The 22,078-nt window shown below is 63.9% G+C and carries 25 protein-coding genes and 1 pseudogene; 14 read left to right on the top strand and 12 right to left on the bottom strand.

From position 1 onward, the window contains the following. The first annotated feature begins 214 nt into the window (after positions 1-214). Complete coding sequence (locus tag ACVWWD_RS26810) at positions 215-514, top strand: DUF1236 domain-containing protein (RefSeq protein ID WP_352549957.1); 300 nt, start codon at positions 215-217, stop codon at positions 512-514. Positions 515-600: 86 nt separating this feature from the next. Here the strand turns inward: ACVWWD_RS26810 and yghU are convergent, their stop codons facing one another. After that, on the bottom strand, positions 601-1,467 hold the full coding sequence (gene yghU, locus ACVWWD_RS26805; RefSeq protein WP_023784370.1) for a glutathione-dependent disulfide-bond oxidoreductase: 867 nt from the start codon (positions 1,465-1,467) through the stop codon (positions 601-603). A 246-nt stretch (positions 1,468-1,713) separates the two neighbouring features. On the opposite strand from yghU, the gene ACVWWD_RS26800 reads away from it, so the two are divergent. After that, on the top strand, positions 1,714-2,619 hold the full coding sequence (locus tag ACVWWD_RS26800; protein ID WP_023775064.1) for a S1C family serine protease: 906 nt from the start codon (positions 1,714-1,716) through the stop codon (positions 2,617-2,619). A 22-nt stretch (positions 2,620-2,641) separates the two neighbouring features. After that, complete coding sequence (locus ACVWWD_RS26795; protein ID WP_023775065.1) at positions 2,642-3,598, top strand: LysR family transcriptional regulator; 957 nt, start codon at positions 2,642-2,644, stop codon at positions 3,596-3,598. Positions 3,599-3,622: 24 nt separating this feature from the next. On the opposite strand, the gene ACVWWD_RS26790 is transcribed toward ACVWWD_RS26795, so the two are convergent. Together ACVWWD_RS26790 and ACVWWD_RS26785 are read right to left on the bottom strand one after the other, a co-directional pair. Beyond that, entirely contained in the window at positions 3,623-4,351 is a 729-nt protein-coding gene (locus ACVWWD_RS26790) for an SDR family oxidoreductase (protein ID WP_352549955.1), read from the bottom strand. Positions 4,352-4,507: 156 nt separating this feature from the next. After that, positions 4,508-4,963, bottom strand: a complete 456-nt coding sequence (locus ACVWWD_RS26785; protein ID WP_352549954.1) for a MarR family winged helix-turn-helix transcriptional regulator — start codon at positions 4,961-4,963, stop codon at positions 4,508-4,510. Positions 4,964-5,028: 65 nt separating this feature from the next. On the opposite strand from ACVWWD_RS26785, the gene ACVWWD_RS26780 reads away from it, so the two are divergent. Continuing rightward, positions 5,029-5,508, top strand: a complete 480-nt coding sequence (locus ACVWWD_RS26780; RefSeq protein ID WP_023784374.1) for a cupin domain-containing protein — start codon at positions 5,029-5,031, stop codon at positions 5,506-5,508. A gap of 66 nt (positions 5,509-5,574) precedes the next feature. Here ACVWWD_RS26780 and ACVWWD_RS26775 read toward each other — a convergent pair whose 3' ends face one another. Then, positions 5,575-5,919 (bottom strand): VOC family protein, encoded by a 345-nt coding sequence (locus tag ACVWWD_RS26775; RefSeq protein WP_023784375.1) that lies wholly within the window; start codon positions 5,917-5,919, stop codon positions 5,575-5,577. 185 nt (positions 5,920-6,104) lie between these two features. On the opposite strand from ACVWWD_RS26775, the gene ACVWWD_RS26770 reads away from it, so the two are divergent. Continuing rightward, positions 6,105-6,704, top strand: coding sequence for a YdeI/OmpD-associated family protein (locus tag ACVWWD_RS26770; protein WP_352549953.1), 600 nt, complete (start codon positions 6,105-6,107; stop codon positions 6,702-6,704). 5 nt (positions 6,705-6,709) lie between these two features. Here the strand turns inward: ACVWWD_RS26770 and ACVWWD_RS26765 are convergent, their stop codons facing one another. Next, positions 6,710-7,660 (bottom strand): LysR family transcriptional regulator, encoded by a 951-nt coding sequence (locus ACVWWD_RS26765; RefSeq protein WP_352549952.1) that lies wholly within the window; start codon positions 7,658-7,660, stop codon positions 6,710-6,712. Between the two features lie 124 nt (positions 7,661-7,784). Between ACVWWD_RS26765 and ACVWWD_RS26760 the strand changes: the two genes are divergently transcribed. The 4 genes from ACVWWD_RS26760 to ACVWWD_RS26745 all read left to right on the top strand — a co-directional run bounded on the left by ACVWWD_RS26760 (position 7,785) and on the right by ACVWWD_RS26745 (position 10,641). Further along, a complete protein-coding gene (locus ACVWWD_RS26760; RefSeq protein WP_023775072.1) occupies positions 7,785-8,264 on the top strand; it encodes a carboxymuconolactone decarboxylase family protein in 480 nt (159 codons plus the stop codon). Positions 8,265-8,319: 55 nt separating this feature from the next. Continuing rightward, the gene (locus ACVWWD_RS26755; protein ID WP_352549951.1) at positions 8,320-9,072 is read left to right on the top strand and encodes an SDR family oxidoreductase; all 753 of its coding nucleotides are present in this window, start codon (positions 8,320-8,322) and stop codon (positions 9,070-9,072) included. Between the two features lie 45 nt (positions 9,073-9,117). Continuing rightward, a complete protein-coding gene (locus ACVWWD_RS26750; RefSeq protein WP_352549950.1) occupies positions 9,118-9,546 on the top strand; it encodes a cupin domain-containing protein in 429 nt (142 codons plus the stop codon). A 66-nt stretch (positions 9,547-9,612) separates the two neighbouring features. Beyond that, entirely contained in the window at positions 9,613-10,641 is a 1,029-nt protein-coding gene (locus ACVWWD_RS26745) for a mechanosensitive ion channel family protein (protein ID WP_352549949.1), read from the top strand. Here the strand turns inward: ACVWWD_RS26745 and ACVWWD_RS26740 are convergent. Both ACVWWD_RS26740 and ACVWWD_RS26735 read right to left on the bottom strand, forming a co-directional pair. Beyond that, positions 10,624-11,112 (bottom strand): RrF2 family transcriptional regulator, encoded by a 489-nt coding sequence (locus ACVWWD_RS26740; RefSeq protein ID WP_015316869.1) that lies wholly within the window; start codon positions 11,110-11,112, stop codon positions 10,624-10,626. The genes ACVWWD_RS26745 and ACVWWD_RS26740 overlap by 18 nt on opposite strands. A 134-nt stretch (positions 11,113-11,246) precedes the next feature. Continuing rightward, positions 11,247-11,878 (bottom strand): annotated as a pseudogene (locus ACVWWD_RS26735) (glutathione S-transferase family protein). A gap of 176 nt (positions 11,879-12,054) precedes the next feature. Between ACVWWD_RS26735 and ACVWWD_RS26730 the strand changes: the two are divergent. Next, positions 12,055-12,753, top strand: coding sequence for an SDR family NAD(P)-dependent oxidoreductase (locus tag ACVWWD_RS26730; RefSeq protein WP_023795606.1), 699 nt, complete (start codon positions 12,055-12,057; stop codon positions 12,751-12,753). Between the two features lie 365 nt (positions 12,754-13,118). Here ACVWWD_RS26730 and ACVWWD_RS26725 read toward each other — a convergent pair whose 3' ends face one another. Both ACVWWD_RS26725 and ACVWWD_RS26720 read right to left on the bottom strand, forming a co-directional pair. Beyond that, positions 13,119-13,406 (bottom strand): hypothetical protein, encoded by a 288-nt coding sequence (locus ACVWWD_RS26725; RefSeq protein ID WP_023775079.1) that lies wholly within the window; start codon positions 13,404-13,406, stop codon positions 13,119-13,121. 154 nt (positions 13,407-13,560) lie between these two features. After that, complete coding sequence (locus tag ACVWWD_RS26720; RefSeq protein WP_031252287.1) at positions 13,561-13,875, bottom strand: EthD family reductase; 315 nt, start codon at positions 13,873-13,875, stop codon at positions 13,561-13,563. Between the two features lie 275 nt (positions 13,876-14,150). Between ACVWWD_RS26720 and ACVWWD_RS26715 the strand changes: the two genes are divergently transcribed. Continuing rightward, complete coding sequence (locus tag ACVWWD_RS26715) at positions 14,151-15,773, top strand: ABC-F family ATP-binding cassette domain-containing protein (protein WP_352549948.1); 1,623 nt, start codon at positions 14,151-14,153, stop codon at positions 15,771-15,773. 67 nt (positions 15,774-15,840) lie between these two features. On the opposite strand, the gene ACVWWD_RS26710 is transcribed toward ACVWWD_RS26715, so the two are convergent. Next, positions 15,841-16,281 carry a lipid-binding SYLF domain-containing protein gene (locus ACVWWD_RS26710; RefSeq protein ID WP_140663452.1) on the bottom strand — a complete coding sequence of 147 codons (441 nt, stop codon included), beginning with the start codon at positions 16,279-16,281 and terminating at the stop codon, positions 15,841-15,843. A 222-nt stretch (positions 16,282-16,503) separates the two neighbouring features. Here ACVWWD_RS26710 and ACVWWD_RS26705 point away from each other — a divergent pair, with 222 nt between their 5' ends. Further along, positions 16,504-16,869: a hypothetical protein gene (locus ACVWWD_RS26705; protein ID WP_031248614.1), complete on the top strand. Its 366-nt coding sequence runs from the start codon at positions 16,504-16,506 to the stop codon at positions 16,867-16,869. Positions 16,870-16,938: 69 nt separating this feature from the next. On the opposite strand, the gene ACVWWD_RS26700 is transcribed toward ACVWWD_RS26705, so the two are convergent. Together ACVWWD_RS26700 and ACVWWD_RS26695 are read right to left on the bottom strand one after the other, a co-directional pair. After that, positions 16,939-17,649 (bottom strand): hypothetical protein, encoded by a 711-nt coding sequence (locus ACVWWD_RS26700; protein ID WP_352549946.1) that lies wholly within the window; start codon positions 17,647-17,649, stop codon positions 16,939-16,941. A gap of 154 nt (positions 17,650-17,803) precedes the next feature. Next, positions 17,804-19,330 carry an FAD-dependent monooxygenase gene (locus ACVWWD_RS26695; RefSeq protein WP_457103504.1) on the bottom strand — a complete coding sequence of 509 codons (1,527 nt, stop codon included), beginning with the start codon at positions 19,328-19,330 and terminating at the stop codon, positions 17,804-17,806. A gap of 264 nt (positions 19,331-19,594) precedes the next feature. On the opposite strand from ACVWWD_RS26695, the gene ACVWWD_RS26690 reads away from it, so the two are divergent. Together ACVWWD_RS26690 and ACVWWD_RS26685 are read left to right on the top strand one after the other, a co-directional pair. Continuing rightward, entirely contained in the window at positions 19,595-20,569 is a 975-nt protein-coding gene (locus ACVWWD_RS26690; RefSeq protein ID WP_352549945.1) for a GlxA family transcriptional regulator, read from the top strand. 131 nt (positions 20,570-20,700) lie between these two features. After that, positions 20,701-22,029, top strand: a complete 1,329-nt coding sequence (locus tag ACVWWD_RS26685; RefSeq protein ID WP_352549944.1) for an aspartate aminotransferase family protein — start codon at positions 20,701-20,703, stop codon at positions 22,027-22,029. Positions 22,030-22,078 lie beyond the last annotated feature (49 nt).

The following is a 22,078-nucleotide window of genomic DNA, read 5'->3' as shown; positions in this document are numbered from 1 at the left end:
TGCAAAGCGCGATGCTTTGCTATTCCCGCAAATTAGAAGAAGTTTCTTCCGAAAAGCAAAGCATACCAGTGCTTATCCTTACCAGTACGCAAAACGAAATGTGGCATGTTTCTGGATGCGCGCCACATTTATTTCACAAGCAGGGACGGAACCTCCCAGTTACGTGAGAGTTTTCCCTGAGGCGGAGCGAACATATCCAATCATGGAGGTTATTATGAAACATTATCTTACGAGCGTCGCGGCTGCCGTCGTCCTGCTGGGCGGAGTCGGAGCGGCCCTGGCGGACACGATCGTGGTCCAGCCGGAACAGGAGACGGTGGTTCGCGAATACGTCAAGAAGGAGCCGCTGGCGTCGGTGAACCTTCTGGGCGTCGAGCTCAAGCTCGGCTCGTCAGTGCCGGACAAGGTCGAACTGCGCGAAGTCCCCAATGTCAAGTATCGCGTTGCGGTGATCAACGATCAGACAGTGCTGGTCGACCCGGACACCCGTCAGATCGTGGAAGTTCTTCACTGATCCGTCTCGTGCATCAAGCAAAAAGCCCATCACCGATTTGATCCGGTGATGGGCTTTTATTTTGCCGCCCGCCAGTTCTAGAGAATTTACTCGGCGGCCAGCTTGTCCTGCGTCCTGGTGTCGAAGTCGCTTGCGTCATGGCGTTCGTGCAACTGCATGGACGGCTCGCCAAAGGCGCGGTTGACCATGCGGCCACGCTGGACAGCGGGCCGTTCGTCGATCGCCTTTGCCCAGCGCTGAACGTGCTTGTAATCCTGAACCGACAGGAATTCGGCGGAATCATTGTACATCCGGCCGAGCGCCAGCCCGCCATACCAGGGCCAGACCGCCATGTCGGCGACCGAATAATCCTTGCCACCGAGATACTCGACCTCGGCTAGCCGGCGGTCGAGTACGTCCATCTGCCGCTTCACCTCCATCGAGAAGCGGTCGATGGCGTATTCGAACTTCTCCGGCGCATAGGCGTAGAAATGGCCAAACCCGCCGCCGAGATAGGGCGCAGAACCCATCTGCCAGAACAGCCAGGACAGCACTTCCGCCCGGGCCGGCTGTTCGGTGGGCAGGAATTCACCGAATTTTTCGGCAAGATAGACCAGGATCGAGCCGGATTCGAAGACGCGCAGCGGGGTCTTGCCGCTGCGATCCATCAGGGCGGGGATCTTGGAATTGGGATTGACCTCGACAAAGCCGCTGCCGAACTGGTCGCCATCGTTGATCCGGATCAGCCAGGCGTCGTATTCGGCGCCCTTGTGGCCAAGCGCCAGAAGCTCCTCCAGCATCACCGTCACCTTGACGCCGTTCGGCGTCGCCAGCGAATAAAGCTGCAGCGGGTGCTTGCCGACAGGCAGGTCCTTGTCATGCGTCGAACCGGCGATCGGCCGGTTGATGTTGGCAAAGCTGCCGCCATTGGCCTTGTTCCAGGTCCATACTTTCGGCGGGGTATATTCGGTCATTGCACGGCCTCTTGTCGTGGGAAGGATGGATAGGCGCTTATAGGTAGGGCCGTGGAGGGGGAAGTTCAACTTGTGTTGAACTATGTTAATCTTGGGCCGCCGCATTGTCCTGCCGGGCGTTCGAACCTCGAAAGGCCAAGTGATTGGCTTCGTGGTCCATGGCCACCGTTCACACCCCTTGCGCCTTCTCCCGCGTGGCATACCTATACAGCAAGCCGCCAGGCATTCGCATCGCAGGACAAAATCATGACCATCAATCCCAATCCGCGCTCCGTGGTTGCCGTGCGGGCGACCGTTCCGGAGGATGCCTTCACGGCCGGGGCCCTCGGCACGCTCAGGGAGGGCAGCGGCGTCGTCATCCGCGATGACGGGCTGGTGCTGACCATCGGCTATCTCATCACCGAGGCGGAAGAGGTCTGGCTGACCTCGCATGACGGCCGTGTCATTCCCGCGCATGCGCTGGCCTACGACCAGGAATCGGGCTTTGGCCTCGTCCAGGCGCTGGCGCCGACCGGCCTGCCGGCCGTGGCGCTGGGCGATGCCGGCAAGGCCAGGATCGGCGACGCGGTGGTGCTTGCCGACGGTATCGGCCGGGCAGTCGAGGCCAAGATCGTCACCAAGCAGGAATTCGCCGGCTATTGGGAGTATCTGCTCGACGAGGCGATTTTCATCGCGCCGGCGCATCCGTCCTGGGGCGGCGCGCCCTTGTTCAGCGCCGAGGGCGCACTGCTCGGCATCGGTTCGCTGCGCCTGCAGATGAGCCGCGCCGGCGAGGTGGCCGATATCAACATGGTGGTGCCGATCGACCTGTTGCCGCCGATCCTCGACGATTTGCTGACGCGTGGCCAGGTGGCCAAGCCGCCGCGCCCGTGGCTCGGGGCGCTGTCGGCCGAAAGCGACGGCAAGGTGGTGGTGATGAGCGTGACCGAGGGCGGCCCGGCCGCCAAGGCCGGCCTGCGCGAAGGCGATGTCATCTCCGAGGTTCGCGACGGCGCGGTCGACGGGCTCGCCGACTTCTATCGCAAGCTGTGGGAAAGCGGTTCGGCCGGTGCCGAGATCCCGATGCGGGTGGTGCGCGACGGCCGCGAAACGTGGCTGCGCGTGAAATCCGCCGACCGCGGCAGTTTCCTGAAAAAGCCACAACTGCAGTAGGCCGGGCGATTTCGGCCAGGTGATGCATCCAAGACTGCTCAAGACCTTCCTCGCGGTGGCGCGCTGCCGCACCGTCACGCGCGCCGCCGAGACGGTTCATCTCGCCCAGTCGAGTGTGAGCGACCAGATCCAGACGCTGGAGGCCGAGCTTGGCGCTGTCTTGTTCACGCGCGCGAAGTCGGGCCTGGAACTGACCCCGGCGGGACTGGCGTTGAAGCCCATCGCCGAGGAACTGCTGCGGCTCGATGCCGAAGCGCGGGCGGCGGTGCTCGCGGTGGCGGGACGGACCAGCGGAGCGCTGACCATCGGCGCCCTTGAGACGATCGCCTCGGCCCGGCTGGCGCCCTGGCTGCCGGGGTTCCAGGCCAGTTATCCTGATATCGCCGTGCGGATTAAAGTCACTGATAGCGGCACGCTGCTGCGCCTGCTGGAGGAGGGCGACATCGATGTCGCCTTCTGTTTCGAGCGCCGCGACATATCCGACGGCGGCGCTGATCAGCGCTTCGCCAGGCGCACGATTTTGGCCGAACCGTTGGTGCTGGTCACCGCGCCGGGGCAGAAGCTGGCTCCGTGCGACCTGGCCGCCCTTGCGGCGCTGCGCTTTGTGACGACGGAGCCTGGGTGCATCTACCGGCACATGTTCGACACCGCCTTTGCCGAGGCGGGCACTGGTGCGCCTGAACTTGCCGCGGAAGTCGGCAGCATCGGTGCCATTGCCCGGCTGGTGGCGGCCGGCGCGGGGCTGGGGCTCGTTCCACGTCTGGCCGTCAGCGACGCGCTCAAGCGTCGTGAGCTGATCGAACTGCCTTGGCCCGGCCCGAAACAGGCGGCGCCGCTGATGATGATCTGGCGGCGCCGGCGCGTCCAGCCGCCGGCATTGCGCCGACTGCTCACCGCCGCGCGCGACATGCAGGCGCCGGCATCCTCGAAAGCCAGTTCAGACGCTGAATCCTCAAGCCGCTCCAAGGTCTTGCTTTGAAAGCATTTCGCAGAGCCGTCTGTTTTAGACGAGACGATGTCCGCCCTCGACGTGGAGCGTCGTGCCGGTGGTAAAGCCATTGCCGATGAGGAAGGCAATCGCGTCGGCGATGTCCTCGGGCTGGCCGATCCTGCCGACGGGCAGCCGCTCGGCCATGGCCGCAAGCGTCTCTGCCTTCCTCTTGCCGGCAACCTGCGCCCAAATCTCGGTATCGACCCAGCCGGGCGACACCGCGTTGACGCGGAGCGGCGCGAGTTCTATCGCCAACGCCCGCACCAGCCCTTCGAGCGCGGCATTGACGGCGGCGACGACCGAGCCGCGCGCGGCCGGCCGGTAGGCGGCGATGCCGGAGACGAAGGTCATCGAGCCAGCCACTGCCAGCCGTGGCGCACCATGCTTGGCAAGCAGCAGCGGGCCGAAGAGCTTGCTGTCGACCACGCGTTGCGCCGCCTCGAGATCGAGCTCCGGCAGCAGCCGGTAGGCGCCTTCGATGTCGGCGGCGGTGCTGACGATATGGTCGAGGCCGCCGATCCCGGCGAACAACGCCCCGACCTGGTCTTCCCGGGTGATGTCGACAGTGGCCAGCCCCAGCCCTGGGGGATTACCCAGCGCCTCACGCGCTTGCCGCAGCCTGTCCTCGCCGCGCCCGGCGATGATAACTTCGGCCCCGGCTGCGAGGCAGCGCCTTGCAAGCGCGAGGCCCATGCCGGACCCGCCGCCGACGATCAGGATTTTCTGGTTCGAAATGCTCATTTCCGCTCTGCCTTCGTTTGGTTGGACAAGGGCAGGGAATTGACAGCTCGATGCGGTGAGGGGAAACGGAAGAAACCGATGGTGCTATCGGAGATGCCGATTGGTCCCGGCGCGGTGCGGTTTGGAAACCCGATTGCCTCGATAGCCGGAGCTTGCTCAACGGGCGAGCGGGCTATCCCAGACCGCGAACAAGAGCACCTTAAGTTCGGCGAAGCGCTTCGGCCCAAGTTCGGTGCGCCAGTCCTCCTCGATGTCGCGCAATATGTCGACCATTTTCCAGAAAGCGGCGTGGCCGCGCTCGGTGGACCGCACTACGCGCGCGCCGCCTTCGCCGTCGGAGCGGACGAGATAACCGTACCCTTCCAGACTGGTGAGCAACTGGTTGATGGCCTGCTTGCTCATGCCGGCACGCTCGGCGATCGTTCCGGGCCGCGCGCCGTCCGGGCCGGGAAACTGCAGCACGGCCATATGCGGCAGACGCAGTTCGTCGAAGCCGGCGGCGTTGAGCTCCCTGATCAGCCGGCGCTGGATGGCCTGGGCTGGCACGCGCAGCAGGGCGCCGATCAAAAGGTCCTCGGTCTTGGTCCGCAGAACTTCGTTGGAGGTGGCCATTGACGATCCGGTAAATTGAGTTTACTGATAGCTAGTAAATGTAATTTACCGGGAGGATTTGCGCAATGTCAGCCATGCAGCTTCAGGTCAATCCAGCCGACGAAACGATTGGCGATGGTGACAAGGGGCTAGCGATTCGCTTCCTGGTGACGGGCGACGGTTCGAATGGCAGCGTCGCCGCCTTCGAGTTGAAGGTAGCCAGCGGACTGCGCCTGCTGGCGCCGGCGCACAGCCATGATCACTACGAGGAGACGATCTATGGTGTTGACGGGGTGCTGACCTGGACCGTCGACGGCAAGCCGATCGAGGTCGGACCGGGAGACGCGCTGTGTATTCCGCGCGGTGCCGTCCACCGGTTCGACAACAATGGCAGCCAAGGGGCGAAGGTGTTGTGCGTTGTCACCCCGGCGGCGATCGGCCCGGACTATTTTCGCGAGATTTTCGCCATGTTCCACGCCGCCGCCGGCGGTCCGCCCGACAAAGCCGGGATGATGGAGATCATGCGCCGCCATGGGCTGACGCCGGCAGTCCCGCCGCCGGCCTAGGCGGCCTATCTCCCCGTCCTGGGGCGCAGGAGGGAAATGCCGTCCTGCGCGGGCAGTTCGGCGCTCCTATTCGCGTTCCGCGCTCGCGAACACCACCAGGTTCCCGTCGGGATCGCGCATGCGCATGATCCAGAAATGGTCGGCCTCCTCGATCGGGCCGGGTTCGAGACCGGCATCGGCAAGCCGCTGTCTCTCGGGCGCCAGCGGCAGCACGCCGAGCGTCAGTGTCGAGGTGCCGGCTTTCTCCTTGTCCTCGAACAGCTGCACTTCGGCACTGTCGGTGAATTGCCATTCGGCCAGCCTCGGCATCGGCCGGCGCAGCGGCGGCTTGCCGAAGAGTTTTCCGTACCAGCCGATGCTGGCCTCGAGGTCGGAGCAACTGACATGGGCGAAAATGGTTTCGATTGCCATCAGGAAACCTCCATCGAACGGTGCGCTCTTGCCGCAACGCGGTGCTGGATGGCACGTTCCGGTGCTTCCTGACCGCGTGCTCCATTGCTGACGAAAACTGACAATGGGTCATGCCATGATGGCGGCAATCGCACGATGATGAAGGTAATACCGATGACGACAATCCTGAACGGACATGCCGGCTGATGGCGCCGGTCAAGGTCGACCCCGACAAGGTCCGGGAATTCCCCGATGCGGCGAGCTTCTACGCCTGGCTCGGCCAGCACCACGCCACGGAAACCGAAGTGTGGATCAAGGTCCACAAGGTGGGGTCGGGACTGAAGTCGATCACACCGAAGGAAGCCATCGACGTCGCGCTGTGCTTCGGCTGGATCGACGCCGTGCGCAAGGGACTGGACGAGAACAGTTTCCTGCAGCGCTACACGCCGCGCGGCAAAAAAAGCATCTGGAGCAAGATCAACATCGACAATGTCGCGCGGCTCATCGAGGAGGGCCGCATGACCGAGCACGGGTTGAAACAGGTCGAGGCGGCCAAGGCCGACGGGCGCTGGGCACGTGCCTATGGCAGCGGCAAGGAAATGAAAATCCCCGATGATCTGCAAGCGGCGATCGATGCCGAGCCGGCTGCCAAGGCGATGCTGGAAAAGCTCAGCGCGCAGAACCGCTTCTCGCTCGCCTTCCGCACCCACAACATGAAGACCGAAGCCGGGCGCAAGAAGAAGATCGAAACCTTCGTGGCGATGCTGAAGCGCGGCGAGACGATCTATCCGCAGGGAAAGAAATAGGAGCCTTAAGACGCGGGAATGTGGGTCAAGGGTTCGGGAATTGTACGCGCGGGCGCCGACGAAGCCATCAAGACATCGCCGCGGACGGCCTGGACAAGAAAGTCGAGGACCGTTGTCACACGCAGCGGGATATTCCGGCGGGACGGGTAGACGACATTGATCGGCAGGCGCGTCGGCGGAAAATCCGGCATCAGCTTGACCAGACTCCCCGCTTCGATGTCCGATCCGGCGAGGATGTGGGAAAGCACCGCAAGCCCGGCTCCCGCCAGGGTCGCGCGATGGACGGCCATCGAATTGTTGGCGACGAGGCGGGGCTCAATCCGCAGAACGACTTCCTCTGCTCCACTGGAGAACGACCATGACCGGCCGTCGCCGCCACGGCTGTAGCAAATGCAGGAGTGATCCTTGATGTCTTGCGGCGTCCGCGGTGTGCTGCGTCCCTCGAGATAGGCTGGGGAGGCCACGAGAAAGGCAGTTGTCCAGCCGATCCGGCGGCAGATCAGGCTGCTGTCACAGACCGGCCCGAGGCGTACCTCGAGATCGATCGCATTCGCGACCACGTCCGACGGTTCATCCCGAAGGAGCAACTCGACCTGAAGTGCCGGATGGCGCTCCAACAGCTCTCCCATACGGTCGCTGAGGAAGACGCCGAGGGGCGTCGGCAGGCTGAGCCTCACCTTTCCGGATATGGCTGCCGCTTCGGCGCCGGTGGCCTCGCCGAGCGCTTCGACCGCTTCGATGACGCGCAGCGCCATCGGCAGCATCCGTTCACCCTCCGCCGTCAAAGCGAGCGCGCTCGTCGTGCGGTGCAGGAGGCGCGTCTTGAGATGCGATTCCAGCGCGGAGACCTGGCGGGATACAGCCGGCTGCGTCAGATTGAGGTCGATGGCGGCCGCTGAGAAGGATTTTGTCTGCGCCACCCGCAGGAACGTTCGCAACGCTGATACGACGTCCATCCTCGCCCTCATACTTTTCGACATAAGCCTTATGTCCGCATCCTAAGCGGGTGGCGCTTTACTGTCCAGTCATTATGGATATTAAATGTCCTTAATGACGTTAGATATCCATAAAGGAAAAGCCATGACGCAGCGCCTGAACGCCGCCCAGCAATCGCCTGAACTCTTCAAGAAGCTCCTCGATTTCAGCATGGCCGAGACACATGGCGCGATCGAAGAGAAGCTCCGCGATCTGGTCCACGTCAGGGCATCCCAGATCAATGGCTGCGCCTTCTGCCTCGACATGCACGTCAAGGAAGCAAAGATCCACGGTGAGAGCGAGTTGCGGCTGTACCATCTCCCCGTCTGGCGCGAATCGATCCTTTTCATTCCCCGCGAACGTGCCGCCCTTGCCTGGACCGAAGCCGTCACCAAACTCCCCGAAGGCGGTATCCCGGACGAGCTCTATGAACGCGTGCGCGGGCAGCTTTCGGAGAAGGAAATCTCCGACCTCACCTTCTCGATCATGGCCATCAACGCCTGGAACCGTGTCAGCGTCGCCTTCAAGGCCGTGCCCGGCTCCGCGGACAAGCTCTACGGCCTCGACAAGGCCGGCCTGAACTGACCTCTCCCTCAACGAAACCATCAACGACGCGGCGCGACCGCGAACGGAGACTATCATGAAAATCGTCATCATCGGGGGCACCGGGCTTATCGGCTCCAAGACGGTCGAACGGCTGCGCAAGCAGGGCTGTGAGGTGGTTGCCGCCGCCCCGAATACCGGCGTCAACACCATCACGGGCGAAGGCCTGGAGGCGGCGCTCGCTGGCGCCGAGGTCGTCATCGACCTCGCCAATTCACCTTCGTTCGAGGACCAGCCCGCCATGGATTTCTTCACCACTTCAGGCCGCAACCTGCTCGCCGCGGGCAAAATTGCCGGGGTCAGGCACCACATCGCACTCTCGGTTGTCGGAACCGAACGCCTGCAGGACTGCGGCTATTTTCGTGCCAAGCTCGTCCAGGAAGAGCTTATCAAGGCCTCCGGCATCCCCTACACCATCGTTCATTCGACGCAGTTCATGGAATTCCTGGCCAGCATCGCCAAGTCCGGCACGGTCGGCGAGGCCGTGCACCTGTCCCCGGCCTATGTGCAGCCCATCGCATCGGACGACGTCGCCGATGTGATGGCCGAGATCGCGCTCGGCGCGCCGATCAACGGCATGATCGAGATTTCCGGTCCGGAGCGTGCGCGGATGAGCGAACTCGTCGCCCGCTACCTCAAGGCTGTCGGCGATCCCCGCGAGGTCGTGGCTGATCCGGAGGCGCTCTACTTCGGCGCGAGGCTGAACGACACTTCGCTCGTCTCCGACAACAATCCGCGCCTTGGCCGCATCACCTTCGAACAATGGTTCGCCACCGCGGCGCGGAAATGACCGCCAGGGGATGCGCCGTAGCTCAACACACAAAGGAGTTTTCGAATGATCAAGTCAATCGCCATCGCGCTCGCCCTGACAGCGGCACTGGCCGGCCAGGTTGGAGCCAAGGAGGCCCATCACGCCGGCGAGAAGGCCGCCAAGGTCACCCTCGTCTATGAGCATGAACTGCCGAATGCCCCGGGCAAAAGCATCAAGGGCATCCTCGTCGAATATGGCCCCGGCGGCTACTCGGAGGCGCATACGCATCCAAGCTCCGCCTTCATCTATGCCACCGTTCTGGAAGGCTCCATCCGCAGCCAGGTCAACGACGACCCGGTCAAGGTCTACAAAGCCGGTGAGAGCTTTTCGGAGATGCCGGGTGATCGCCACAGCGTGAGCGAAAACGGCAGCGAGACGAAGCCCGCGAAGCTGCTGGCGGTGTTCGTGGTCGATAGCGCCCAGAAGGAATTAACCTATCCGGCCAAGAAATAGGGGCGCAAGGCCGGTCGCCCTTCCTCGCGTCCGGCCCTGCCGCCAGCCAATACTGTCGGTGAGCCCATGTTCGGCGATCATCATTTCCTGGCTCTGGTCTTGATCAACCTTCTCGGGCTTGCCGGCATCGTCGTCTGGTATTTCCAGGGCCGTGGGCGTCCCATGGCACGCCTGATCGTCCAGATCCTGTTCTTCGCCGTCATGACGGCCGTGCTCGGCTTCGGCGGCATCCTGCCGCATTGGGTCGACCAGGCGGACCTCCAGGGAACGGGCGCGTATCTGGCGAAGTCCGCGCGGATCCTCTGGTGGACGCATCTTGCCTGGACGCTCGTCGGCTTCGTGCGCCTCTACGTCGTTCTGGAGCACAGGCCGCGAGAAGCGCGCCTGCTCCAGGACCTGGTGGTCGCCGCGATCTATCTCGGCGTGGCGCTGTCGATAACGGGCTTCGTCTTCGGTGCTCCCATCGGAACGCTGGCGGCAACGTCAGGCGTGGTCGCGATCATGGTCGGACTTGCGCTGCAGAACACGCTTGGTGACGTCTTCTCCGGCATCGCGCTGACGCTGGGCCGACCCTACACGCTCGGCGACTGGATCATGCTGAGCGACGGCACGGAAGGACGTGTCGTTGAAACAACCTGGCGCTCCACGCATCTGCTTACCGGTGCGCATAATATCGTCGTCCTTCCCAACAGCGTCTTGGCGAAGCTCAGCCTGACCAATCTCAGCCGTCCCGACGCGACGCAGCAGATGACCCTGACCATTCGGATCGCGGCCACGCACGCGCCGCACGTCATCCAAGAGGCGATGTTCGCGGTCCTCCAGAGCTGCAAACGGATCGTCAAGGAGCCGCCACCGCTCGTCGCGCTCAAGGAGATCGACGCGGTGGCGATCGGCATGGACCTGCTCTTTTGCATGGCCGGTCCAGGGGACCGGTTGCTGGCGAGGAATGAGGTGATCGACCTCATCCACCGCCATTGCGAGACGAATGGTCTGCGCCTTGCGATGTCGCCTCAGAGCTACGCCGTCCTATTGCCGGCGACGGGAGACCAGCCGCCCGCGACGGTCATGCGGCCACGTTCATCCGGCGCGCTCTAGCACCCATTCGAAGCTGTTTTTCCAAAGCTCTGCGGGGATGTCGAGCGCCAACGCTTCGGTGAGGTCGGAAAGCCTGACGGCGCGCAATTTTGCGCGCCAGGCCTCATCGGCCTCCCACATGATGCGCGCCACCGGGCAAGGGTTGCTTTCGCAATAGCCTTGGGGACGACACGGATTGTTCTCGCGGATATTGTTGCAAACAAACGTCCGCGCCTTGCCCTCAACCGCCTCCACGATGTCGAGGAAGGTCAGCTCTGCCGGCGTCCGCGCCAACCGGTATCCACCCGACGGCCCCAGCGTGGTGTGCACCAGTCCCGCCTGCGACAGGCTTTGCAGTGCCTTGGAGAGATATTCCTTGGGAAGGCCGTGGAACTCGGCAAGCGCTTTTGTCGAGAGATACCGTCCCTCGGGCAGACCGGCGAGAATGGCGCAGCAGTGCAGTGCCCATTCGACTTGGCTTTTCAGGATCATCCACGGGTTCCGGGGTCGGTACCGACCGACCTATTAAGGATAAAAAGTATCCCTATTCCACCGCGGTGTAAACAGAGACGGATTCTGGCGGGGAGCCATGATCCGCTGTAGCCCGGGCCTGTCGGCGCATGCGCTCAGGCTCCGGAATGCGGATCGATACCGTAGGGATGGACGGGGTAGCCGGGTCCGATGGCATCGCGCACGCGGTCCGTCCATGCGGCGAACGCCGGATAGTCAGGCAGCGAAAAGCCGCAATCGCCGGCGCGGTGGCTGTAGGCATAGACGGCGACGTCGGCGATGGTGAAGTCGCTGCCGGCGATCAACGGCGTCTCGCCAAGGCTGCGGTCCAGGGTGGCGAGCGTGCGGGCTCCGGCTTCGCGTTTTCCGGCAACCATGGCCTGGTTGCGCTCAAGCCGTCCGGTCGAGGTCCAGAAGCGCAGCGAGCCGATGATGGGCTCGACATTGTGTTGTTCGAAGAACAGCCATTGCATGACCTTGGCACGCCGATAGCGGTCCGGCGGCAGGAAGGGCGTGCCTTCGGCGAGGTAGGTGAGGATCGCATTGGATTCGGCAATTGCGCTGCCGTCTTGGAGTTGAAGTACGGGAACAGCGCCTGCCGGGTTGAGCCCGCCTGGAAGGCGTCCGTATGGCTCTCGCCCTCGAAAATCGAGACGGGGTGGCTGTCGTGGGGAATCTCAAGCAATCCGAGCAGGACCCGGACTTTCCAGCCGTTCCGCGATGGCGGATAATCGTGAAGCGTGAGCATGACCGGTCGTCGTGATGGATCACCGATCGCATGGCGCGGCGCCTGCCGACACCCGATTCCTGCCCACGCAACTCATGCAACCGATCGCACAATGACTGTGGTCTCCGCCGCCTAATAAATCAATTCCGTCCGTGCCATCTTCGCTTCGATGGTCGACATCCACAAAGGCATGACAGATGAGCATCCATTCCGGCAAAGTCGCCCTCGTCACAGGCGCCAATCGCGGCATCGGTCAGGAAACCGGCCGTCAATTAGCCAAGCTCGGCTTTACCGTACTGCTCGGCGTGCGCGATGTCGCCAAAGGCGAGGCGGCGGCCAAGGCGCTCGATGGCCATGTCGAGGTCATCGCGCTCGATGTCGCCGCGCCTGACGCGGCTCGGACGGCAGCCGAAGGGGTCCAGCGGCGGTTCGGCCGGCTCGACGTGCTGATCAACAATGCCGCCGTCCATTACGACACCGGCTCGCGCGCCTCGCGGCCCGACTGGACCGTCATCCGCGAGGCGTTCGAGACCAACGTCTTCGGCGCCTGGCGGGCGGCCGCCGCCTTCGCGCCGCTGCTCGGGGCGGGCGGCCACGGCCGACTGGTCAATGTGTCGTCCGAAGGCGGTTCGCTGGCCTCGATGGGGCCGGGGGCGCCGGCCTATTCGACCTCGAAGGCGACGCTCAACGCATTGACGCGCGTGCTGGCGGCGGAGCTGCGCGGCTCCGGCGTACTGGTCAATGCCGTCTGCCCTGGCTGGGTCGCCACCGACATGGGCGGACCGGGCGGACGCCCGGTCGCGCAAGGAGCGGCCGGCATCGTCTGGGCCGCGACCTTGCCGGACGACGGCCCGACCGGTGGCTTTTTTCGCGATGGCAAGAGATTGCCGTGGTGACGGCGGGACTGCCATGGTGATGGCGGTCGTTGAAGAGGAGGCGAAGATGAGGATTGGAATTCCGGCGGCGCTTGGCATTGCCTAACGGCGTTCAGCATCTGAATCGGGAAGTTCTGCCAACTGGTTGTTTTTTCCATCAATCTCGCCGGCTAACCGTGCATCATCTCTTCCATACGCAGCGCGCCAGCACGTGGCCCGGCTGCAGACCATGGAAAGCGGCCGATGGAAGCAGGGGGGCTTCCAGCATCCGGGCGAGAAGTAAGCTATCGGCACGAGAGCGGGCGAGGGGCGGACCGCTCGCGCAATTGCCCGCAGGAAAAAGCCGCCCTTTTTCGTGACAGGTCTTCAAGGGGGATGATTGCTCGTCACTGGTTGAGGTCGACCGGTGTCACACCGAGGAGCTTCAGGGCGTTGGCGTAGGTCCGGATGCCTTGCGCCTGCTTGCTCTCGGCACAGAACCGGTTCGCCTTGTCCTGCAGTGCCGTTGCCTGCGCGATCTGGCTCGCACTGGCACCGGGTTCGGCCTTGGTCCGGATGGCGCCGTCGAGTTGAAGACCGAGCCGGCTGCAATATTCGCTTCGGGTGACCGCCGCCTCCGCACCCGACTGTGCGACCGCGAGCATGGCCAGCGAAATGCCTGCGAGCGCACTCATCCATCCGGTCGAATGTCGTTGCATCGCGGGCAGCATCCCTTGCATTGGTGGCGACCGCTGTCCGGTTGCCACGAGCATGTTATGCCCGACGATGTTTTCCTCAGTTTTTCCCGGATGTTGAATCTTGTTTCTGGAGTGTTTCTGGCGGTCGGGATCACACCTCGTCGGCGTCGAACAACAGCATCGTCAGATCGTCGTCGCCCGGAGCCAGTATCCGCCGGTCGGCGGCGCAGGCGACGCCGACTACCGAGGCGAAGGCGGTGCGGATGTCGTCGAGGCTGTCGAAATACAATGTTCCCACCAGATAAGGCATCTCGCCCGCCGACAGCTTGACGATGGGTCGCCTGCTGACATCGTAGCGCCGCAGCCCGGGAAGCTTCTTGGCAAGCGGTATATGAACGTCGAAATAGTGCCGGTCGAACGCGGCCGGATCGGCCGGGGTTTTGTAGATCACGAGCATCTTGGCCATTGCCATGGTCCTGTCCTGTTGATGTCGATGGTCAGCCTGTAAAGGCCGCCAAACCGAAGTCGTTCGACAATCGCGGATTTCGACGGCCGTCGATTTTTACGTGCGCCGGCAGGCAGGAGCAGCCATGCAAACAGCCGATCCCCCCGGCCGAGGAGATCGGCGCCTCGTGCTCCGCCAAGGCATCCGCGGCGCTTCTGCCTCTTCCCCTGGCATCTTCATTCGCGTAAGGGCGCGGGCAAATCCTCCAATCTCCTTCGAGCCTCCCCCGGACCACCATGATCAGACTTGAAAACATCGGCAAGCAGAACGGCCGTCAGCTTGTCTTCATCGAGGCGTCGGCCACGCTGCAGAAGGGCGAGAAGATCGGCCTCGTCGGGCCGAACGGCGCCGGCAAGACGACCTTGTTTCGCATGATCACGGGCCAGGAGCAGCCTGACGAGGGCCAGGTGCAGGTCGATCGTGGCGTCACCATCGGCTATTTCAGCCAGGATGTCGGCGACATGGCGGGCCACAGCGCGGTCGCGGAAGTGATGAACGGTGCTGGGCCGGTGAGCGACGTGGCGGCCGAAATGGCGCAACTCGAGGCTGCGATGGCCGACCCCGACCAGGCCGACCGGATGGATGAGATCATCGAAAAGTATGGCGAGGCGCAGCATCGCTTCGAGGAACTCGACGGCTATGCGCTGGACGGCCGCGCGCGCGAAGTGCTTGATGGTCTGGGCTTCAGCCAGGAGATGATGGACGGCGATGTCGGCAAGCTCTCGGGCGGCTGGAAGATGCGCGTGGCGCTGGCCCGCATCCTGCTGATGCGGCCAGACGCCATGCTGCTCGACGAACCGTCGAACCATCTCGACCTTGAGAGCCTGATCTGGCTTGAGCAGTTCCTGAAAGGCTATGACGGCGCGCTGCTGATGACCTCGCACGACCGCGAGTTCATGAACCGCATCGTCAACAAGATCGTCGAGATCGATGCGGGATCGCTCACCGCCTATTCCGGCAATTACGAATTCTACCAGCAGCAGCGGGCGATCGCCGACAAGCAGCAGCAGGCGCAGTTCGAGCGTCAGCAGGCGATGCTGGCCAAGGAGATCGCCTTCATCGAGCGCTTCAAGGCGCGTGCCTCGCATGCCGCGCAGGTGCAGAGCCGGGTGAAGAAGCTAGACAAAATCGACCGCGTCGAGCCGCCAAAGCGCCGCCAGGTGGTGAATTTCGAGTTCCAGCCGGCGCCGCGCTGCGGCGAGGACGTCGTCACCTTGAAGAACGTGCACAAGGCCTACGGAAGCCGCACCATCTACGAAGGGCTCGACTTCCAGGTCCGCCGCCGCGAGCGCTGGTGCATCATGGGCGTCAATGGCGCGGGGAAATCGACGCTGCTGAAGCTGGTGGCCGGCGCTTCCGATCCCGATACCGGCACGGTGGCGCGGGGACCGAGTGTGAAAATGGGCTATTTCGCCCAGCACGCCATGGAGTTGCTCGAAGGCGAGCGCACCGTGTTCCAGACGCTGGAGGATAATTTTCCGCAGGCCGGCCAGGCGCCGCTTCGGGCACTTGCCGGCTGTTTCGGCTTTTCCGGCGACGAGATCGAGAAGAAATGCCGGGTGCTGTCAGGCGGCGAGAAGGCAAGGCTGGTGATGGCGCTGATGCTGTTCGATCCGCCCAACCTTCTGGTGCTGGACGAACCGACCAACCATCTGGACATCACAACCAAGCAGATGCTGATCGAGGCGTTGTCGCAGTATGAGGGCACGATGCTGTTCGTCTCGCACGACCGGCATTTCCTGGCCGCGCTGTCGAACCGCGTGCTCGAACTGACGCCGGAAGGCATCCACACCTATGGTGGCGGCTATACGGAATATGTCGAGCGCACTGGACAGGAAGCACCCGGGCTGAGGAGCTGATTTCCAGTTCAACATGTGTGCCGGAGCGCGTCGCACGGTCATGGCGACGCGCTTCATGCCACGAGGCTTATCTCAGCGAGATGGCGAGCCCGCTCAGATCGGCGTTGACCTGCAGGCCCACCTGTCGGCCCGTGAGTTCAAGCTGGGCGCCCTTGTCGTTGGTCATCACGATCACCTGGGCGCCTTTGCCGAGCGTGCCGCCGCCGCCGGCGGCGCCGTATACGCCAGTCACGTCCCGGACGCGCTTGATGTGGCGCACGGTGCCCTGGAAATAGGTCTTGGAGACCCCGAAGGCGAGGCCGCCCGAGACGCCGCCGATCGAGATCGGGTATTTGCGACCATGGAAAGTCAGCGTGCCCTCGCCACCTGAGCCGCCGACAAAGAAGGCCGCCTTGTAGACGGAGAAGCGGATTTTACCGCTGTCGGCATGCGCGGCGCTGGCCAGGCTGACGCCCGCAGCGGCGATCGCGGCAATGGCGATTGAACGAAATCCGGACGAAATGGTCATGATGGGAACTCCTGAAGATGGCCGCCTTGCCCGCCGGCAAGAATGTCGGCGTCGTATCAAGTTACAACTGAACAGTCTCGCCCATCATTGGTTCCAAGCCGCGGTCCAAATGCTGGCGATGGGCGGGCCGCCCCGAAACGAGGCCGGCTCTGGTCGCAACGGTCGTCTTGTGAGATGACGGCGTCCGTGTAGTCTCCACGGTGGTTGGCAAGGGGATTCTGGATGAAAATTGCCGTGGGGCTTGCAATGTCCGCATTGGCGGCGACGATGACCGGATGCGCGACCTCTCCGGTCGACTACGGAGCCTCGCTTTCGCAGCAGGACCAGAAATGGGCAACGCCGCAATGCCAGCAAGCTCGAGCGGCGGCCTCGGACTACGCGGTCCGCGAAAAAACGCATCCGGGTTGGGAATTCGTCGCACTTGGCCCGTATGGCTTGGGGATCATAGCGGCCACCAAGGAGCACGAGCAGAAGCAGCGAAAGCTGCTCGCCCGCGACGTCCATCTGCAATGTTCGAGCCTTCCCCTGCCCAAGGAATTGCAGGGCGATCTCGGCGCTGCTGGCCCCGGTAAGGCGAGGTATCCATAGACGGGAATGCGGCGCGAGCGCGATCCCTCGCCGGAAAATCTTTACACGTTTTGCTGGAGTTGTTGCTTTTTACCGCAGCAATCCCTCCGCCTCGAACGTGTCCCAGCCCTCGAGCGTTGGCGAATCGTCTTTTCTCGAATTCCTGGTCCTGCGGGCGTTGCCCGTCCGCTTGCCTGCTCGCGTCAGTGCGGCCTTGCCGGCTCCGCGCCGCCTGTTTTCGGATGTTTCCCGCGCGTCCTCTTCCCGCCAGGCGGTCGCCAAGTCACGATCAAGAGCGTCCTCGATGTGGCGTGGATCGAAGACATGGAAGGTCACGGCCTTGGATCGCCCGCGCATCTTCACGGTGCGCGTGCCGATGCTTTTCAGGCGACCATCCCTGAGCCACTTGTGCCGCTCGCGCGGCGAGATGGTAAGAATGTCCTCCGCTTCTCGCGGAAGCACGGCCAGCGCTTCGATCCCTTCCAGCGTCCTGGAGATGGTCGCCGAGGCGGCCCGGAACGCATCCGCGTCGGCTTGCGGCATGCGCAAGACGATGCGGCCGGTCTCGGCCTTGGCAAATTTCCTCGCTGTCCAGGGCAGCCTGGCTCGTACTTCGCGTTCGATCCCTTTCAGGCGCAAGGAGGAGCCAAGCGTCGCCGATGGCGGCAGCGGCCATTCGGCAACCATTGACGCGGCGCTCGCGCCTTGCTCGGCCGTCCGATCAGGGGTGGTCGCGATCGCCGCTGCGATGCCACCTAGGAACTTCCGCAGGGAACCGCGCTGCTTGGCTGCAGGTTTCATGTCTCATCTTCGCTCGTCAGGTGCCTGCCGTGCAACGATCGTTCGCACAACAGACAACCGAAATCAGGCTCGATCAGTTCCCCCTAGCAGGGGACCTGGCGGGTGTTCGGTTTCATAGGCGGGGCACTTTGATTCGCTGCCCGATGGACACGCTTCATTCGGGTTCGCCAAACCACCGCGCCGCGGCCTTGGCAACTCCCTCGAGGTCTGGATCAACGTCGGTGGCCCAGGCGACGAAGCCATCGGGGCGCACGAGCAGGGCAGTCAAGCCCAGCCGCTCCCCGGCATTGCCGACGACATAGCTAATCCGGTTCTTCCAGCGGCTGGCAAGCGCCTGAAGCGGGGCATGGCCGTCGAAGTCCAGAAGGAAGCCGCGCCCGGACCTCAGAAGCTCGCCGAGCCTTGTCCCGTCGGCCAGTTCGAAGTCGGGCGCGCTACGGCCGACCAGGGGATGGGCGCTGCCGAGTTCGTAGCGCAGGGACACGCCCCAGACGCGCCCGGCGAAGTATGTCGCGCCGTCGCGCGTGCCGATGAGGTCGCGAATGATGGCTTCGAGTGCGCGCGAACCGCGGCTCGGCCGCATCAACGCGACCTGGGCGCGCGACCAGTCGAGAACCTGCGCGCCGACGGGGTGCCGCTCGTCGAAATAGCTGTCGAGCAGGCCCGCCGGCGCGTCGCCGCGGATGGTCGCGGCAAGCTTCCAGCCAAGGTTCATCGCGTCGCCAAGTCCAAGGTTGAGCCCCTGGCCGCCGAGCGGGGAATGGATGTGCGCGGCATCACCGGCGAGCAGCACGCGGCCCCTGCGGTAGGCCGTCGCCTGGTGGGCGCGGTCCGTCCAGGTGGTGGCAAGCCGGAGTTCCGTCAGGGTGACATCCGTGCCTGAAACGCGGCGCAACACCGCCTGCACGTGCTCTGGTGTGACCGGCCGGGTGCGATGGAAAGCGCCGCCGTCGAACTCGACCATCGCGATCGTGCCCGGCCGCGCGTAAGTATACATGCCCGTCGCCGTGTAGCGGCGGCCCACTTGAAGTTTGTCGGGATCGGCCAACTCGACCTCGACGGAATAGCCGGTGAATTCGGGATCGGTGCCGGCGAATTCGAAGCCGCCGGCCTTGCGAACCGCGCTGCGGCCGCCATCGCAGGCGACGAGCCAGCGCGCGCGAAACGTCTCGCCGCCGGCGCGGATGGTCACGTGGTCATCCGACTGCTTGACGTCCTCGACGCGGAGGCCGCGCCTGATCTCGGCGCCGATCGCGCTAGCCCGCGCGGCCAGAAGGGTTTCGATGGCCTCCATGTCGGACGCCATGTGGGTGCCGGCCGCGTCCGGCAGCCGATAAGGCCATTTCGAGCTATCGACGGTGTCGAGGTAGAACTGGATGCCGGCGAAATGGCCGCCGGGCCGGCGCGCCTGCTGCATCCAGTGCGCGGCATCCGCAACGCCGCTGCCCGCCTGTTGCGGCGCGGCGATGTCGCCGAGCAGGCCGCGACGGTGAAAAGCTTCGATGGTAGGCGCTGAAAGACCGCGCATGCCGAAGGGCAGCCGCTTGAGAGGCGAGCTGGGATGCTCGGCCTGCTCCAGCACCAGCACGGCGAGGCCCGCCAAGCGCAGCTCACAGGCGAGAAACAGGCCGACGGGGCCGGCACCGGCAATCACGACATCATATGAATTGGGGTTGTGCATGAACTACTCCTTGGTCGATGTTCGACCGGAGCGTTCCTCGCGTTGAGACCCACACGGACGAACGATTGGGCGCTTGAGCAGCGTCCGATGTTCGTCGCGGGGATCTCGTGCACGAAGCCAAAGACCAGAACTTTCCCGGCGAAAGGAATTCGCTGGCGAAAGGAGTTGGGCTTACCAAACCAACTCTGCCTTTTCCGACACGGGCTGTATAAGGGGGTGGCGACTGATGCGCAACAGAGTGCACGAGTACGGTTTTGAACAATAATGGCCAGGCGTTTTGCGTTTCTCCTCGTTCGCGACTTCACGCTGTCGCCGCTGTCGCTGTTCATCGACACGCTGCGGCTGGCGGGCGATGAGGGCGACCGCAGCCGCAGGATAGAGTTCGACTGGGAGATCGTCGGCGAACGCGGCCTGCCGATCCGGGCAAGTTGCGGCGTCGAATTGCTGCCGACCGGGGGGATCGGCAACCCCGAGGATTTCGACAACGTGGTCGTGGTCGGCGGCCTGCTCGACACAAACCGCAGCCTGAGTTCCGAGAAGGAGGCGTTCCTTTTGCGTGCCGCCGGCAAGGGCGTGCCGCTGACGGCGCTCTGCACGGGAAGCTTCGTGCTGGCGCGCTATGGATTGCTCGATGGCTACAGCGCCGCCGTCAGCTGGTTCCACATCAAGGATTTCCGCAGCCGGTTCCCGGAGGTCAACGCCCATGCCGACAGCCTTTTTACCGTCGAACGGGGCCGCGCGACATGCGCGGGCGGCACGGGTGCCGCCGACCTCGCGGGCCATTTCGTGTCCCAGTTCATCGGCCAGAAGGCGGCGGAGAAGGCCGCCAAGATCCTGGTGCTCGACCGGATCAGGAGCAGCCGCGACGTGCAGCCCGTCGGCGACCTGTTTCCGGCGGCGTCGAGCCGGGCGGTGAAGCGGGCCTTGCTGTTGATGGAGAGCAACCTGCAGGAGACGCTGTCGGTGGCCGAGATCGCAAGCCGCCTGAACTGCTCGCGGCGCCAGCTCGAACGGCTCTTCGGGTTGGAACTGGGCATCGGCCCGATGGCGGCATATCTGGCGCTCAGGGTGCATCATGCGAAGTCGCTGCTGGAAGGCAGCGACTTGCAGATCGGCGATATCGCCTACCGCTGCGGCTTCACCAATGCCGGCCATTTCAGCCGTGTGTTCCGCCAGCAGACCGGCATCACGCCAACCCACCTCAGGCATCCGAACCGGGCAGTGGCGGCGGGAGGATAATGGTAGGCGACGGCCTTGGTCGTGTCGCATACCCCGCCTGGCCGATTGCGTCGGTGCGGAAGCTGGCCATAGCATTGCGACGAGCGGTGGTGCCGCCGCTGCCTTGACGGTCAAATTCGCCAGCGAGAGCCATGCCGCATTATCCCGACGCCATGCCTGGATCAAAGAGCCTCTTCGAGCGCGCCAAGAAAGTGATGCCGGGCGGCAATACGCGCACCACTGTCTTTCTCGATCCGTTTCCGATTTATGCCGCGCGAGGCGAGGGGTGCAGGGTCTGGGATGTCGACGGCAACGTCTACTATGACTGCATCAACAATTTCACCGCGATGATCCATGGCTACACGCATCCCGATGTCGCTGCCGCCGTGGTCGAGCAACTGCCGTTCGGCACGGCCTTCGGCGCCCCGACGCTCAGCGAGATCGAGCTTGCCGAGCTTCTCGTCCACCGGCTGCCCTCGGTCGACCGGATCCGCTTCACCAACTCCGGCACGGAGGCGGTGATGATGGCCATCAAGGCCGCGCGCGCCTTCACCGGGCGGCCGAAGATCGTCAAGATCGAAGGCGCCTACCACGGGTCTTATGATTTCGCCGAGGTGAGCCTGGACAGTTCCCCGGCCAATTGGGGCGACATGCCAAGATCGACGCCTTACGCAAAGGGAACGCCGCGCGGGGTGCTGGACGATGTGATTGCCGTGCCCTTCAACGATATCGAGGCGCTACTCGCCGTCTTCGCCGCTCAGAGCGACAGCATAGCAGGCGTGCTGATCGATCCGATGCCCAATCGTGCCGGCCTGATCCCTGCACGCCAGGACTATCTGCGCGCAATGGTCGAGATCGCCCGCGCGGCCGGGACCCTGGTCATCTTCGACGAAGTCATCTCGTTTCGCCTCGGCTGGTCGGGCGCGCAGGGGTTGTGGGGCATCCAGCCCGACCTGACCGCGCTCGGAAAGATCATCGGCGGCGGCTTCCCTGTGGGCGCGGTTGGCGGGCGCGCCGATGTAATGGCGGTGTTCGATCCGACCAGGGGCAAGCCCGCCCTTCCCCATGGCGGCACGTTCACCGCCAATCCGGTGACCATGCGGGCCGGGCTCGCCTCGATGCGGGCGCTGACGAAGGAGAGCTTTGCCCATCTCGATACGCTGGGCGCATTCCTGCGCGAAGGGATCTCCGCCTCGTTCGACAGGCATGGCCTTGCCGGCCAATGCGTGGGCCTCGGTTCGCTGTTCAAGGTTCATTTCACCTCGCATCCGGTTACGGACTATAGATCCGTCTATCCGGGGCAGGCCGAGCACAGGAGGTTCGATACGTTCCACAAGGGCTTGCTCGGCCGCGGGGTCCTGTCCGCCAGCTACGGCCTGTTCGCGCTCTCGACGCCAATGACACTAGCGGACGCGCGCAGCATTCTGCATGCAATCGACGAGACCCTGGGCGAGATCGCCGCGCATCGAGGATCAGGATGACGTGCCGTCGATTCACCTCCCTATCCCTTTGTCGAAGCATGATCTCTGG

This window comes from Mesorhizobium sp. URHB0026, from assembly GCF_054059755.1.
The sequence above is the reverse complement of the archived record's forward strand: the minus strand, read 5'-3'. Positions and strand labels throughout refer to the sequence as shown.